The 14,621-nt window shown below is 60.0% G+C and carries 8 protein-coding genes and 1 pseudogene; all 9 read left to right on the top strand.

The genetic code is table 11. The features are described 5' to 3' along the window. Positions 1–14: 14 nt before the first annotated feature. The 9 genes and pseudogenes from AB4N64_RS24030 to AB4N64_RS23990 all read left to right on the top strand — a co-directional run bounded on the left by AB4N64_RS24030 (position 15) and on the right by AB4N64_RS23990 (position 14,522). The gene (locus AB4N64_RS24030) at positions 15–4,724 is read left to right on the top strand and encodes an RHS repeat domain-containing protein (RefSeq protein ID WP_460119148.1); all 4,710 of its coding nucleotides are present in this window, start codon (positions 15–17) and stop codon (positions 4,722–4,724) included. A gap of 170 nt (positions 4,725–4,894) precedes the next feature. After that, the gene (locus tag AB4N64_RS24025; protein ID WP_095192416.1) at positions 4,895–5,677 is read left to right on the top strand and encodes a MetQ/NlpA family ABC transporter substrate-binding protein; all 783 of its coding nucleotides are present in this window, start codon (positions 4,895–4,897) and stop codon (positions 5,675–5,677) included. A gap of 444 nt (positions 5,678–6,121) precedes the next feature. Next, positions 6,122–6,787: an amino acid ABC transporter permease gene (locus tag AB4N64_RS24020; RefSeq protein ID WP_460119146.1), complete on the top strand. Its 666-nt coding sequence runs from the start codon at positions 6,122–6,124 to the stop codon at positions 6,785–6,787. After that, the gene (locus AB4N64_RS24015; protein ID WP_460119144.1) at positions 6,768–7,427 is read left to right on the top strand and encodes an amino acid ABC transporter permease; all 660 of its coding nucleotides are present in this window, start codon (positions 6,768–6,770) and stop codon (positions 7,425–7,427) included. The genes AB4N64_RS24020 and AB4N64_RS24015 overlap by 20 nt, the downstream gene beginning before the upstream one ends. Continuing rightward, complete coding sequence (locus AB4N64_RS24010) at positions 7,424–8,200, top strand: amino acid ABC transporter ATP-binding protein (RefSeq protein ID WP_460119142.1); 777 nt, start codon at positions 7,424–7,426, stop codon at positions 8,198–8,200. Before AB4N64_RS24015 ends, AB4N64_RS24010 begins: the two co-directional genes overlap by 4 nt. Then, positions 8,197–9,078 (top strand): transporter substrate-binding domain-containing protein, encoded by an 882-nt coding sequence (locus AB4N64_RS24005; RefSeq protein ID WP_460119140.1) that lies wholly within the window; start codon positions 8,197–8,199, stop codon positions 9,076–9,078. Before AB4N64_RS24010 ends, AB4N64_RS24005 begins: the two co-directional genes overlap by 4 nt. A gap of 237 nt (positions 9,079–9,315) precedes the next feature. Further along, on the top strand, positions 9,316–10,419 hold the full coding sequence (locus AB4N64_RS24000) for an efflux RND transporter periplasmic adaptor subunit (protein WP_460119138.1): 1,104 nt from the start codon (positions 9,316–9,318) through the stop codon (positions 10,417–10,419). Beyond that, positions 10,416–11,483: an efflux RND transporter periplasmic adaptor subunit gene (locus tag AB4N64_RS23995; protein WP_460119136.1), complete on the top strand. Its 1,068-nt coding sequence runs from the start codon at positions 10,416–10,418 to the stop codon at positions 11,481–11,483. Before AB4N64_RS24000 ends, AB4N64_RS23995 begins: the two co-directional genes overlap by 4 nt. Then, a pseudogene (locus AB4N64_RS23990) lies at positions 11,480–14,522 on the top strand (efflux RND transporter permease subunit). The gene AB4N64_RS23995 and the pseudogene AB4N64_RS23990 overlap by 4 nt, the downstream one beginning before the upstream one ends. Positions 14,523–14,621 lie beyond the last annotated feature (99 nt).

Below are 14,621 nucleotides of genomic sequence, written 5' to 3'. Positions count from 1 at the left end.
AAAAGGACAGGATGATGAGTTCAGCAGGGCAGCAATTAGAATCGAGTGCTTTCAATTTCTCTGAATATATCCAGTCCGGTGTCGATGTACGCACCGGGTCTTACAGTACCCGTCTGAAACTGGCGGGCTGGACCGCGAATGAGGGTAATGGCCCGCACCTCCCCTTGCAGGTGTCGTTCGACAGTTTCCGTGCGACGGACCTGGGGTGGGGGCGCGGCTGGTCGCTGAGCCTGAGCTCCTTTGATCAGAAGACCCATCGGCTCACCCTGGCCAGTGGCGTTTCCTATCGCCTTTTCATCGAGAACGGCCAGGTGATCGTCAAGGACAAGAAGCTGGAAAATACCCGGGTCACCCTTGATGGCGACAAGCTGGTGGTCAGCCATCTGGACGGGACCATCGAGGTGCTCTCGCGACCGGACGACACCTATGACGAGTGGCTACCCGAGCATGTCTACTCCAATGAAGGTCGCTCGATCAGCCTCAGCTACGGGCTGGTACGGGGGCGCCGGCTGTTGAAAGAGATTCGTGATCAGCAGCACCGCGCGGTGCTGCTCGATTATGAAAGCGAAGATCAATCAGCCAGCATCATCCTTTGGCCGGACATTGCGCAAAGACGCCTCGGTTTCAGTTTCCGGGTGCGCGATGGATGGCTCCGGCAGATAGACCTGGATGACGGCTCCGACACGGAGATGAGCTGGTCGTTCGACTACCAATTGCTCAACGGCCTACTGGTCATGACCGATGTCAGATCCCCCGGCGGGAGCTTCGAAAGGATCGAGTACGAGCCGCAGGGTCATCGCTTGCCCTTGGACGCGCCGGTCAAATCGATCCCGGCCGTCAGGCGCCGAGTGCTGGCTCCAGGCGCGGGGCGTCCACCCATCACCCACGCCTACGAGTACTCGGCCGCCAACTTCCTGGGCTTTCAGTCCGGCCTGCGCTGGACGCAAGACGGCGATGTTCTGGCGAGTCACGGCGGACCCTACACCTACACCTGTACCGAGCGACTGATGAACACGCAGGGAAGTGAAGGGGTCGAGGAAAGCCGGACGCAAAGAATCTACAACCGCTTTCACCTGATGATCGAGGAAAAGCACATCGCAGGCCGGAAAGCACAGCAAACGAACGTGACTTATCACGACGTCGATGGCCTGGCTTTCGCTGATCAGCCGGCGAATTTCCAGATGCAAAAAACCTCGGCCGTCACGTACTCCGACTCCGCGGCCAACACCCCACCCAGAACCGAAACCACCCACACGAGCTACGACGTATTCGGCAATCTGCTGGTCAAGATCAACCCCAGCGGTGCGCGTGAGGATTACCTTTATTATCCGGCCGAGGGCGCCCAGGGCTGCCCCGCCAACGCGCTGGGATTCATCTCGGCGCTCAAGGAACGCGCGGTAACGCCATCGCCGGACTTTGCCCCGGCGCAGACCGTTCGGGTGCGTTTTACCTACATTGATCTGCCGTCTTTGCGCAGGGGTGGCCATCGCTTCCTCCTGCCTCAAAGCGAAAAGCTGTTCGAAGGTGATCAGACCCAGGCGCGTCTGGACACGCGTTTCGAATATCACGATGACACGGGCCATGAATTTTTCGCACGTGTCAAACAGCGCTCGCTGGTCGGACAGTCCGAGGCTCGTGCGCTGGAGTCGGCGTATTCAATCGAAGGGGACTACGTAAAGACCCTCGAAACGTTGGTGGTGTCAGGCCATCGTCACGTGCGTGAAGTCTGGCACGACCGGCTCACCGGGCTCGAATGCAGGGCTCGGGATGCAGGCGGGAATGAACTCATCCGGCAATACGACCGCATAAGCCGTGTGATTCGGCAGACGGTGGCCTCCAATCAATCTTCGCAGGGGTCGCGGACCACGGCTTACCTCGCGGATGGCGAACAGGGCCTGCGCATCGATGTTACCAGCGTCAGGGGCGTATCGAGCAAAACCTGGGTGGATGGGTTGGGGCGCACCCTCAAGGTCGAGCTTCAGGATGTCGACGCCCCAAGCCAGCCGATGCGCCGGGTCCATGAGGCCGAATACGATCATGCAGGCCGGCTGACAAGCGAAGTCAGCCACGATTGGTCGGGTGAACAGTCGACTCCTTCAGCCACTAGCTATCACTACGATGGATGGGGGCGTGTCTGCAAAACCGTAGCGCCCGAGGGGGTCATTACCCACGATGTGTTCGACCCGGTGTCGATGACGCGTACTCGCTGGATCGATGGCGCCGGCAAGACCCGCACGACCATGAACGTGTTCGGCAAGCCTGATCGGGAGGAGCGTCTTCAGACCCAGGGATCCGACGAGGTCAGCCGCGTAGTCGCAACCTTTTCCTACGACGGTTTGGGACGATGCGTGCGGCAAACCAACGAAGCAGGGGCCGAGACGCGATTCAGGTATGACGTGTTCGGTCGCGTGATCGAAACGGTGCTGGCCGATGGCACCTCGATCAAAAAGAAATACAGCCCCTTGAGTACTGGCGAGCATCCGATCGAGATCAAGGCCAACGACTATCTGCTGGGCACGCGCACGTATGACGGTCTGTTTCGTGTCACCCAGGAAACTGTCGGCGGCAGAAGCCAAACCAAGCGCTACGAAGGGGGATATTTGCAAGCCTGTGAACAGGTGACGGCAGCCGGCGACCGTTTCACCTTTACCCTCGATCCCCTGCTCAATGGAGCCGTCACCGCGCGCGAAGGTGCGCATGCGCAGTCTGCGAGGTTCCGCTTTGATCCCTTGACCGCGCAGATCGTCGAAGCCACCAGTCCGGTCATTCAGCGACGTGTTGAATACGCGCCTTCCGGTCAGATGAAATCCGAAACCTGGCGTTCAAGCGACAGCCGTTTCAGCAACGTCACCGACCGTTCGTTGAAGGGCCTGCCGACCCGTTTTACGGATGTCAACAATGTGACCACGACTTACACCTATGATGCCGCAGCGCGACCTGTGCTCATTCAGCAGGGCTCGGTAGTGGCGAAGTACACCTATGACCCGCAAGGGCAGGTTCTGACACTGGCGCTCGAGGATACCGCTTCGCAACGCTCCGTGAAGACGACGCTGACCCACGACCCGTTTGGGCGCGAGATCAGGCGTATCTCTGAGTTCGGGTCCGGCGCCCGGCTGGAAATCCTCCAGACGTTTGGTGCCGACGATAAGCTGCAACAGCGCTCGCTGACCTGTGGTGCAGCCACTCGCAGCGAAACCTTCGCCTACGACCTGCGCGGACGATTGACGCGTTATGACTGCCAAGGTACGAACGCCCCGACCGACGCCTGGGGCAAGCGCATCGCGTTTCAAGTCTTCACCTATGACTACCTGGATAACCTGTCGACGGTGCTGACCGGTTTCGAAGGAGAGGAAAACCTGTGCACGTTTTCCTACGATCGCCCTGACAAAACCCAGATGAGCGCGTTGACCCATAGCCATCCGGACTATCAACCTCGGAACGTGACATTTGAATACGACACCAATGGCAATTTGCTCAATGATGATCAAGGACGCACATTTAAATACGACGCCTTGAGTCGGCTCGAGTATGTGATGGGCCTCGGCGACGGCTCGCACTATCAGTTCGATGCCGAAGATCAGTTACATGCGGTGGCCTCCGACGCTGGCTCGTTGCTCAGGTTCTTCTACAACGAGCGGGCATTGTGCAGCGAAGTCGAGGGCGGGCAGCGGCGCAGTCTGCTGGAAAATGGCGGGATGGTATTGGCCGAGCGACAAGGTGACGAGGTCGTCTTGTTCATGACGGACGGGCAGGGCACATCACTCGGGCGCGTGGGATCTGCGGACGAGCCCTTTTTGTCCCACACCCCCTTCGGTGATCGTCCTGCCTCGAGCGGGCTGGGCAGTCTGCCAGGATTCCAGGGTGAGCGGCTGGACCCATCCACCGGCTGTTATCTGCTCGGAAGGGGCTACCGGCCCTACAACCCGCGCCTGATGCGATTTTGCAGCCCTGACAGCTGGAGTCCCTTCGAGGGCGGCGGCATCAATGCTTATGCCTATTGCCTGGGCGACCCTGTCAATCTCAAGGATCCGACCGGGCATATCTCGGCGTGGGGATGGGTGAAAATCGGTGTCACGGCGGCGCTGACGGTAGCCTCGGTTGCATTGACGATCGTCACCCTGGGCGGCGCGGCGCCGCTGGTGCCGATTTCCGCGAGCTCCTTTGCGTGGCTGGCGATCGAAGCGGTCAGCGGCGCGATTTCGATTTCCTCCAGCATTGTCGACGAGTTGGCACCGGACACCCTCGGCGCCGAGATTCTCACCTACTCCTCGTTGGCGTTTGGGTTGTTTGCCTTGAACGCCTCCGTGGTTGCAAAGTTTAGCAACAAGGGCATTGGCTATGCGGTGAAGAAAAGCGTCGAGTCCCTGGAAAGCGTGGCGATGGCGCAACGCGGCGCTGCACGGGTCGCGGTGGGCCGACGGCAGTATGGCGCGCTTTCCACGGCCAACGCGGCGCTGAGAAACACGACGAAACTGCAGCGTCGCCTCGATCACCTGCTGACGGCTAAACCCATCACCAGCGCGGTGAGCGTCATTTCAAAGAGCGCGTTCGTCGTTGCCTATTCTGAGAAATACGCCGCCAAAGCCGACCAGTTTCTTGAAGACAATATCCCCTCGCTGTCGCAAGAGTTCAGCCTTCAGGATCTTCGGCAAGATGTCATTGACGGCCTCGAAGGTTTCGCCCAGGAGATTGGCGATCGTATTTCCAGTCTGCGCGCAGAGTAAGCGCTCACAAATATGTACTTGAGCAAAATGGAATATAAGAGTGAATAAAAGTTATTGTTCGGGAATATAAAATCCCGGTATTGTCCGCTCCACGCCAGCGATAGCACATCACTGGCACACGTACTAAAGCCGTCGTCGATGACGACCGTGATTTTCGATAAGGACACTGCATGAAAAAGGTTCTGTTGTTCACCGCATTGGCGGCTGCCCTGACCACGGGCCTGGCCCAGGCTGGCGAGAAACTGGTGGTGGCGGCCACCCCGATCCCGCACGCCGAGATTCTCGAGTTGATCAAGCCAACCCTCGCCAAAGAAGGCGTGGACCTGGAAATCAAAGTGTTCACCGACTACGTTCAGCCCAACGTACAGGTTGATCAGAAGCGCCTGGACGCCAACTACTTCCAGACTCTGCCATACCTCAAGAGCTTCAACGAAGGTAAAGGCACACACCTGGAAACCGTGATCGGCGTTCACGTTGAACCGTTCGGTGGTTACTCGAAGAAAGTCAAAACCCTGGCTGAACTCAAAGACGGCGCGACCATTGCGATCCCGAATGAAGGCAGCAACAGCGGCCGTGCCCTGATCCTGCTGCAGAAGGCTGGCCTGATCGAGTTGAAAGACCCGAAAAACGCCCTGGCCACTCCGAAAGACATCGCCAAGAACCCGCACAACTTCAAGTTCAAGGAACTGGAATCGGCCATGCTGCCACGTGTTCTGGACCAGGTTGACCTGGACATGATCAACACCAACTACGCACTGGAAGCTGGTTTGAACCCGGCAAAAGACGCGCTGGTGATCGAGGGTGCCGATTCGCCTTACGTGAACTTCCTGGTGGCCCGTCCGGACAACAAGGACAGCGTCGCCATCCAGAAACTGGCCAAGGCATTGACCAGCCCGGAAGTGAAAGCGTTCATCGAGAAGAAGTACAGCGGCGCAGTACTGCCGGCGTTCTGATTCAACGCAACATCGAACCCCTTCAGGGTTTAAAACGCCGACGGCTTGCACAGCGTCGGCGTGCTCGTTCCCGCCTCAGGCCACCCCGGCCTTCAATGCCCTGCGCAACGCCACCAGCAGTTTCAGAATGTCCTGCGGGTCCAGGCGTTTCGGTGTTCTTACGTCAGCCATATTGTTCTTCCTTGTGATGTGAGGCCAGGGGCTGGCCAACGCTGTGCGTCCTTGGAGGGCAGAAGTGAACAATCCCTCCCGCAGCGCTTGGAAAAGTAGTCGTGATCCGGCATTCCAGCAAATTCGCAGGATAGGTTTTTGCGTGATATAGATATGCTTTAACGGTATTTAAAATTAATTTCTTATACCTATAAAGTCGGTGCTTGCCGGGCAGTCATCCACTGCCCATGGACTGCACCACCGTCGCTTACCGAGCGGCGTCCAGGATGTTTCATGAACTTCGATTACGCCTTCATCCTCAGCACCCTGCCGGCGTTTCTCACCGCCGTGGGCGTGACCTTGCAGGTCGGCTTTATCGCCATCGGCACATCGTTGCTGGTGGCCGTGCTCAACGCAACGATCCTGGTGTTCCGCACGCCTTACCTGCGGCGCCTGGTGGGGATTTACGTGGAGCTGGCGCGCAACACACCTTTGTTGATCCAGCTTTTTTTCGTGTACTTCGCGCTGCCGGCGCTGGGAATCAAGGTCTCTGGCTTTACCGCCGCGATCATCACCATGACATTCCTGGGCGGTGCCTACCTCACCGAAGTGCTGCGTGCCGGGGTGGAAGCGGTGCCAGCGGCGCAATTGGAATCCGGACGCTCCATTGGGTTGTCCCACGGCCAGTTGCTGCGCTACGTGATCCTGCCGCAAGCCGGCATCCTCAGCCTGCCATCGTTGTTCGCCAATTTCATTTTCCTGCTCAAGGAAACCACCGTGGTCTCGGCCGTGGCGGTGCCGGAGATTCTCTACACCACCAAAAGCTACATCGCGCTCTACTACAAAACCTACGAAATGCTCGCCGTGCTGACGCTGATTTGCGTGCTGTTGTTTTTGCCGTTGTCGCTGTTGCTCAGCCGTCTCGAAAGGAGGCTCCAGCATGGCCAGTTCGGGTCTTGAGTTGTTGTGGGTATCGTTGCCGCAACTGGGCAAGGGCGCTGCGCAAACCCTGTCGATCTCCTTCCTGAGCATTGCCATCAGCACCGTGGGCGGCATTTTCTACGGTGTCCTGCGCACGCTCAACTCGAGATGGCTGAACGCGATTTTGCGGGTGTACCTGGAGCTGTTCCGAGCGATTCCGGTGCTGGTCTGGTTGTACCTGTTGTTCTTTGGGCTTCCCATTTTCTTCGGCCTGAGCATTGCGAGTTTTTGGTGTGCGGTGCTGGTCCTGTCCTTGTGGGGCGCCAGCGAGGTCGGCGAGGTGGTGCGCGGCGCTTTGCAATCGTTGCCGCGTGGGCAGCGTGAAGCGGGGTTGTCGATCGGCCTGGATGGCGCGCAGCTCTACGGCTACGTGTTGTTGCCCCAGGCGCTGAAACGCATGACGCCGCCGACCATCAACGTCTACACGCGGATCATCAAGACCAGCTCGCTGGCGGTGCTGATCGGTGTGGTGGACGTGATCAAGGTCGGCCAGCAGATCATCGAACGCACCTACGAATCGGTGCTGATCTATGGCGCGCTGTTCCTGTTTTTCTTTTTCATTTGCTACCCGCTTTCAGCCGCCTCGCGTGTGCTGGAGCGACGCTGGACGCAAGCATGAGCGCACTGATCGAGTTCAAGGGTTTCAACAAGTTTTTCGGCGAGCAGCAGGTGCTCGAGGGCATCGATCTGCAGGTCAAGCCTGGCGAAGTGATCGTCATACTCGGCCCCAGCGGTTGCGGCAAAAGCACGTTGTTGCGTTGCCTCAACGGCCTGGAGACCGCCCACGGCGGCAGCCTCAGGTTTGCCGGTCGCGAGCTGCTGGCCCCACGCACCGACTGGCGCGAGGTGCGGCAGCAGATCGGCATGGTGTTCCAGAGTTATCACCTGTTCCCGCACATGAGCGTACTCGACAACCTGCTGCTCGGTCCGGTCAAGGTGCAAAAACGCGAGCGCCGTGAGGCGCGGTCTCAAGCCGAGGCCTTGTTGGCTCGCGTCGGTTTGCTGGACAAGCGCGACGTCTTTCCCCGTCAGCTCTCCGGCGGCCAGCAGCAACGAATTGCCATTGTCCGCTCGCTGTGCATGAACCCCAAGGTCATGTTGTTCGATGAAGTCACCGCCGCTCTCGACCCGGAAATGGTCAAGGAAGTGCTGGAAGTCATCCAGGGCCTGGCCCGAGAAGGTATGACGCTGCTGATCGTCACCCACGAAATGGCCTTCGCCCGCGCCGTGGCCGACCGAATCGTGTTCATGGATGCCGGGCGAATCCTTGAACAGAACCCTCCCGAGACTTTCTTTACGAACCCGCAAACCGCACGAGCGCAGCAGTTCCTGGAGAAGTTCTCCTACGTCGCCGCCCTACCGAAAACGACTCAAACAAAGGAACTGCCATGAAAACTGCCAAGTCTTCACTGTTGTTACTCCCGCTGCTCGGCCTTGCGTTGTTGGCCGGCTGCAATAAGACCGAAGAACCCGCCAAGCCGAAAGTGGCCAGCGAAAGCGCCGCACCGGCCGGTTACCTGGACAAGATCAAGGCGCGGGACAAGCTGATCGTCGGCGTCTTCACTGACAAGCCGCCGTTTGGATTCGTCAACGAGTCGGGGCGTTATGTGGGTTTCGATACCGACATTGGCCGCCAATTCGCCAAGGATTTGCTGGGCGATGAAAACAAGGTCGAGTTCGTTGCGGTCGAACCGGCTAGCCGCATTCCATTCCTGCAGAGTGACAAGGTCGATTTGATCCTGGCCAACATGACCGTGACCCCGGAGCGCAAGGAAGCGGTGGACTTCACCAACCCGAACCTGAAAGTCGCGGTCCAGGCGCTGGTGCCACAAACCAGCGAAGTGAAAACCCTGGATGACTTGGCGAGTCGCACCACCATCGTCACCACCGGCACCACAGCGGACATCTGGCTGACCAAGAACCACCCGGACTGGAAACTGCTCAAGTTCGAGAAAAATTCCGAGTCCCTGCAAGCCTTGGCCAATGGTCGTGGAGACGCCTATGCCCAGGACAACCTGGTGCTGTTCAGTTGGGCCAAGCAGAACCCGGGCTACCGCGTGCTGCCGCAGACCCTGGGCGCCGAAGCGCCAATCGCCCCGGCGGTGAAGAAGGGCAACATAGAACTGCGCGACTGGGTCAACGCCGAATTGGCCAAGCTGGGTGAAGAGAAGTACCTGCTCAAGCTCTACGACCAGTACGTGCGCAAGGAGCTGAGCGATGACACCAAGCCTGAGAGCGTGATTGTCGAAGGCGGCAAGTGGCAGGGGTGATCAGTTTTCATTGATCGCCCCCGTCCCCTGTAGGAGCGAGCATGCTCGCGATGGAGGCACAGACACCGCGGGATATCAGGCAACCCGCGTTATCGTTGACGTCCATCGCGAGCAAGCTCGCTCCTACAGGGGAACGGCAGCGCAATATGTTTAACCAGCCAGGCACCTTTTGAACCCTGTTCTAAGCTCAGAGTCGTAACGCCATTGGCACGTTTGTCCAAGGCAAAAGGAGTCTGCATGGCTGGTCCGGGTTGGAAGTGTGTGGTGGGGCTTGGCCTGCTGGTCCTGTTGAGCGCCTGCGGTGAAAAACCCCAGGTCGAGAAGGACCGCCCGCGGGTATTCGTACAAGTGGTCAAACCGGCCGAATACGCCGCGACTGTGACCCTCACCGGTGATGTGCAGGCACGGGTCCAGACTGACCTGTCGTTCCGGGTCGGCGGCAAGATCATCCAGCGATCGGTGGATGTTGGTGACCGGATTTCGGCCAAGCAGGTGCTGGCCAGACTCGACCCGAAAGACCTGCAGAACAACGTCGATTCCGCCCAGGCCCAGGTGGTCGCCGAACAGGCGCGGGTGACCCAGTCCGCCGCCGCCTTCGTTCGTCAACAAAAATTGCTGCCCAAGGGCTATACCAGCCAGAGCGAGTATGACTCGGCGCAGGCCGCGTTGCGCAGCAGCCAAAGTGCGCTGAGCGCCGCCCAGGCGCAACTGGCCAATGCCCGTGACCAACTCAGTTACACCGCGCTGATTGCTGATGCGCCGGGGATCATCACTGCGCGCCAGGCCGAGGTCGGCCAGGTGGTGCAGGCAACGGTGCCGATTTTCAGTCTGGCGCGCGATGGAGGCCGCGATGCCGTATTCAACATCTACGAGTCGCTGCTGGCGCAGGAGCCGGACGACAAAACCATCGTGGTCAGCCTGCTCGACAACCCGGCGATCAAGACCACCGGCACGGTGCGTGAAATCACCCCCGCGGTCTCTGCGCAGACCGGGACGGTCCAGGTCAAGGTTACCCTCGACAGTCTGCCGGATGGCATGCAGCTCGGCTCGGTGGTCAGTGCGACCGCCAGGATTCCTGGCAAGTCCTCGGTCGAGCTGCCGTGGTCGGCACTCACCAAGAATCTCAGCGAGCCGGCCGTGTGGCGAGTGGACGAGCAGGGCGCTGCGCAATTGCAAACAGTCACCGTCGGTCGTTACCTGACGGGCAAAGTCATCATCAGTGACGGCCTCAAAGAAGGCGAAAAGGTCATCATCGCTGGCGGCCAACTGTTGCACCCGGGCGTCAAGGTCGAGATCGCCGAGAACACCTACAAGGACCTGGCCGAAGGAGCCCAGCCATGACGCGGATGTTACTGGTTGCCGTTGCGCTGATGCTGGCAGCCTGCTCGGACAAGGAGCCGCCGCCCGAGCCGGTACGCCCGGTGTTGTCGGTTGAGGTGCAGGCGCTGGACGAGCAAACCCTCGGGCGCTTTGCGGGCAACATCCAGGCTCGCTTTGAGACCAATGTCGGTTTTCGTATAGCTGGGCGCATTGCCAGTCGCAACGTCGACGTCGGCACGGAAGTGGAGAAGGGCACCTTGCTCGCCACGCTCGATCCCTCCGATCAGCAAAACCAGTTGCGCGCCGCGCAGGGTGATCTGGCGCAGGTCCAGGCGCAATTGATCAACGCCCAGGCCGATGCTCGACGCCAGCAGGAGTTGTTCGATCGCGGCGTTGGTGCCCAGGCCCAGCTGGACGAGGCGCAAACCAATCTTAAGACCACCCAGGCCGCTCATGATCAGGCGAAGTCAGCGGTCGATCAGGCCAAGGATGCGCTGGGTTATGTCGAACTGCGCACCGATCACAAGGCGGTCGTCACCGCGTGGAATGCCGAAGCCGGGCAAGTGGTGACAGCCGGCCAGCAAGTGGTGACCCTGGCGCAACCGGACATCAAGGAGGCGGTGATCGACCTGCCGGACACGCTGGTCGAGCAGTTGCCGGCTGATGTGGTGTTCAAGGTGGCAGTAGAGCTCGACCCGAGTATCAGCACCACCGCCACTGTGCGTGAAATCGAACCCCAGGCCGAGAGCGCCACCCGTACCCGTCGCGCACGCCTGACCCTCGCTGAGACACCGCCCGCTTTTCGCCTGGGCACCGCCATCAGCGTCACCCTCAGCTCGGCGATCGCGCCGCGCATTGAGCTGCCCCTGACGGCCTTGCAGGAAGTCGACGGCAAAACCCGGATCTGGGTCATCGATCAGCAGAACGCGACGGTTTCGCCCCGTGATGTGAACGTGGTCAGTCGTACCGATTCAACGATGGTCCTGGCCAGCGGTGTGAAGTCCGGCGATCGGGTGGTGAGTGCCGGTGTTAACAGCCTGAAGCCTGGGCAAAAAGTGAAACTCGATGAGGACAGCCCACGATGAAAGGGAGTTTCAACTTATCCGAATGGGCGCTCAAACATCAGTCGTTCATCTGGTACCTGATGCTGGTTGCGCTGCTCATGGGGGTGTTCTCCTACATGAACCTGGGGCGCGAAGAGGACCCTTCTTTCACCATCAAGACTATGGTCATCCAGAGCCGCTGGCCGGGGGCGACGCAGGAAGAAACCCTCAAGCAGGTCACTGACCGCATCGAGAAAAAACTCGAGGAACTGGACTCCCTCGACTATGTGAAAAGCTACACCCGACCCGGTGAGTCGACAGTGTTCGTGTTCCTGCGTGACACCACCAGCGCCAAGGACATCCCGGAAATCTGGTACCAGGTGCGCAAGAAGATCAACGACATCCGTGGCCAGTTCCCCCAGGGCTTGCAAGGTCCTGCGTTCAACGACGAGTTCGGTGATGTATTCGGCTCGGTGTATGCCTTCACCGCTGACGGTCTGTCCCTGCGCCAACTACGAGATTACGTCGAGCAGGTCCGTGCCGAGATCCGTGACGTGCCGGGGTTGGGCAAGATCGAGATGATCGGTGAGCAGGATGAGGTGCTGTACCTCAACTTCTCCACGCGCAAACTGGCGGCGCTGGGCATTGATGAGCGGCAGGTGGTGTCGAGCCTGCAATCGCAAAACGCCGTGACCCCGGCGGGGGTGATCGAAGCCGGGCCGGAGCGGATCTCGGTGCGCACCACCGGGCAGTTCGCCTCGGAAAAAGACCTGGCCAACGTCAACCTGCGGCTCAATGATCGCTTCTATCGCCTGGCGGACATTGCCGACATCAGCCGTGGTTACGTTGACCCGGCGAACCCGGAGTTTCGCTACGACGGTCATCAGGCCATCGGCCTGGCCATCGCCATGAAGAAGGGCGGCAACATCCAGGAATTCGGCAAGGCGCTTCACCAGCGCATGACCGAGCTGACCGCCGACCTGCCGGTGGGCGTCGGCGTGCACAACGTCTCCGACCAGGCGGCGGTGGTCGAGAAGGCGGTCGGCGGTTTCACCAGCGCGTTGTTCGAAGCGGTGGTGATCGTGATGCTGGTCAGCTTCGTCAGCCTCGGCGTGCGCGCCGGCCTGGTGGTGGCTTGCTCGATTCCGCTGGTGCTGGCCATGGTCTTTGTGTTCATGGAATACAGCGGCATCACCATGCAGCGGATTTCCCTCGGCGCGTTGATCATCGCCCTGGGCCTTCTGGTGGACGACGCGATGATCACGGTGGAGATGATGGTCACGCGCCTGGAGATGGGTGAGACCAAGGAGCAGGCCGCCACGTTCGCCTACACCTCTACAGCTTTCCCGATGCTCACCGGTACGCTGGTGACGGTCGCCGGTTTTGTGCCCATCGGGCTCAACGCCAGTTCGGCGGGCGAGTACACCTTCACGCTGTTCGCAGTGATCGCCGTGGCGATGCTGGTGTCGTGGATCGTTGCCGTATTGTTCGCGCCGGTGATCGGCGTGCACATCCTCAGCGCCAAGGTCAAACCGCACAATGCCGAGCCCGGCCGCGTGGGTCGGGCTTTCAATTACGGCATGCTCTGGTCCATGCGCAATCGCTGGTGGGCGATCGGGATCACCCTCGCCCTGTTCCTGGCATCGGTCTATTGCATGAAGTTCGTGCAGAACCAGTTCTTCCCGTCCTCGGACCGCCCGGAAATTCTTGTCGACCTGAACCTGCCACAAAACGCTCTCGATTGCCGAAACCCGCAAGGCGGTGGACAAACTCGAGGCGACGTTCAAGGACGACCCGGACATCGAGCGCTGGAGCACCTACATCGGCGAAGGGGCGATTCGTTTCTACCTGCCGCTGGACCAGCAATTGCAAAACCCGTATTACGCGCAACTGGTCATCGTCAGCAAGGGCCTGGAATCGCGTGAGGCCCTGAGCCAGCGTTTGCGTGAGCGCTTGCGCAAGGATTTTGTGGGTATCGGCAGTTATGTCCAGGCCCTGGAAATGGGCCCGCCGGTCGGTCGGCCGATTCAATACCGGGTCAGTGGCAAGGACATCGACCAGGTGCGCAAACACGCCATCGCCCTGGCCACGGAGTTGGACAAAAACTCCCACATCGGCGAGATCATTTATGACTGGAACGAGCCGGGCAAAGTCCTGCGCATCGACATCGCCCAGGACAAGGTGCGGCAGTTGGGGTTGTCCTCGGAGCAGGTGGCCAACCTGATGAACAGCATTGTCGCCGGGGCGCAGGTGACGCAGGTCGATGACGACATCTACCTGATCAATGTCGTGGGCCGTGCGGTTGACGAAGAGCGTGGCACACCGGAGACCTTGCAGAACCTGCAGATCGTCACGCCGAGCGGCACTTCGATTCCGTTGCTCGCTTTCGCCACCCTGCGCTATGAACTGGAACAGCCGCTGGTCTGGCGACGCGACCGCAAGCCGACGATCACCATCAAGGCGGCGGTGCGCGACGAGATTCAACCGACCGACCTGGTGACACAACTGAAACCGACCATCGATCAGTTCGCGGCCTCACTCCCGGTGGGTTACAAAGTCGCCACCGGCGGTACGGTGGAGGAGAGCGCCAAGGCCCAGGGCCCGATTGCCAAGGTCGTGCCGCTGATGCTGTTCCTGATGGCCACGTTCCTGATGATCCAGTTGCACAGCGGGCAGAAAGTGTTCCTGGTCGCCAGCGTCGCGCCGCTCGGGCTCATTGGCGTGGTGCTGGCGCTCATCCCCACTGGCACGCCGATGGGCTTCGTGGCGATTCTCGGGATCCTGGCGCTGATCGGCATCATCATCCGCAACTCGGTGATTCTGGTGACGCAGATCGATGCCTACGAAAAGGCTGGCTCCACGCCCTGGGATGCGGTGGTGCAAGCCACGGAGCATCGGCGCCGACCGATCTTGTTGACGGCGGCAGCGGCGAGTTTGGGGATGATCCCGATTGCCCGGGAAGTGTTCTGGGGTCCGATGGCTTACGCGATGATTGGCGGGATCATCATTGCGACGTTGCTGACGCTACTGTTTTTGCCAGCGCTGTATGTGGCCTGGTACAAAATCCGCGAGCCAAAGTAGAGAAGCAGAGCGCTTCGCGCTCTATCGCGAGCAAGCCCGCTCCCACAGTGGACCGAGTTGTTCAGTAGAACTCGCTCTCCTGTGGGAGCGGGCTTGCCC

Source organism: Pseudomonas sp. S2_C03 (assembly GCF_054668405.1).
Note: the sequence above shows the minus strand (reverse complement) of the source record. Positions and strands in the feature narration are given on the sequence as shown.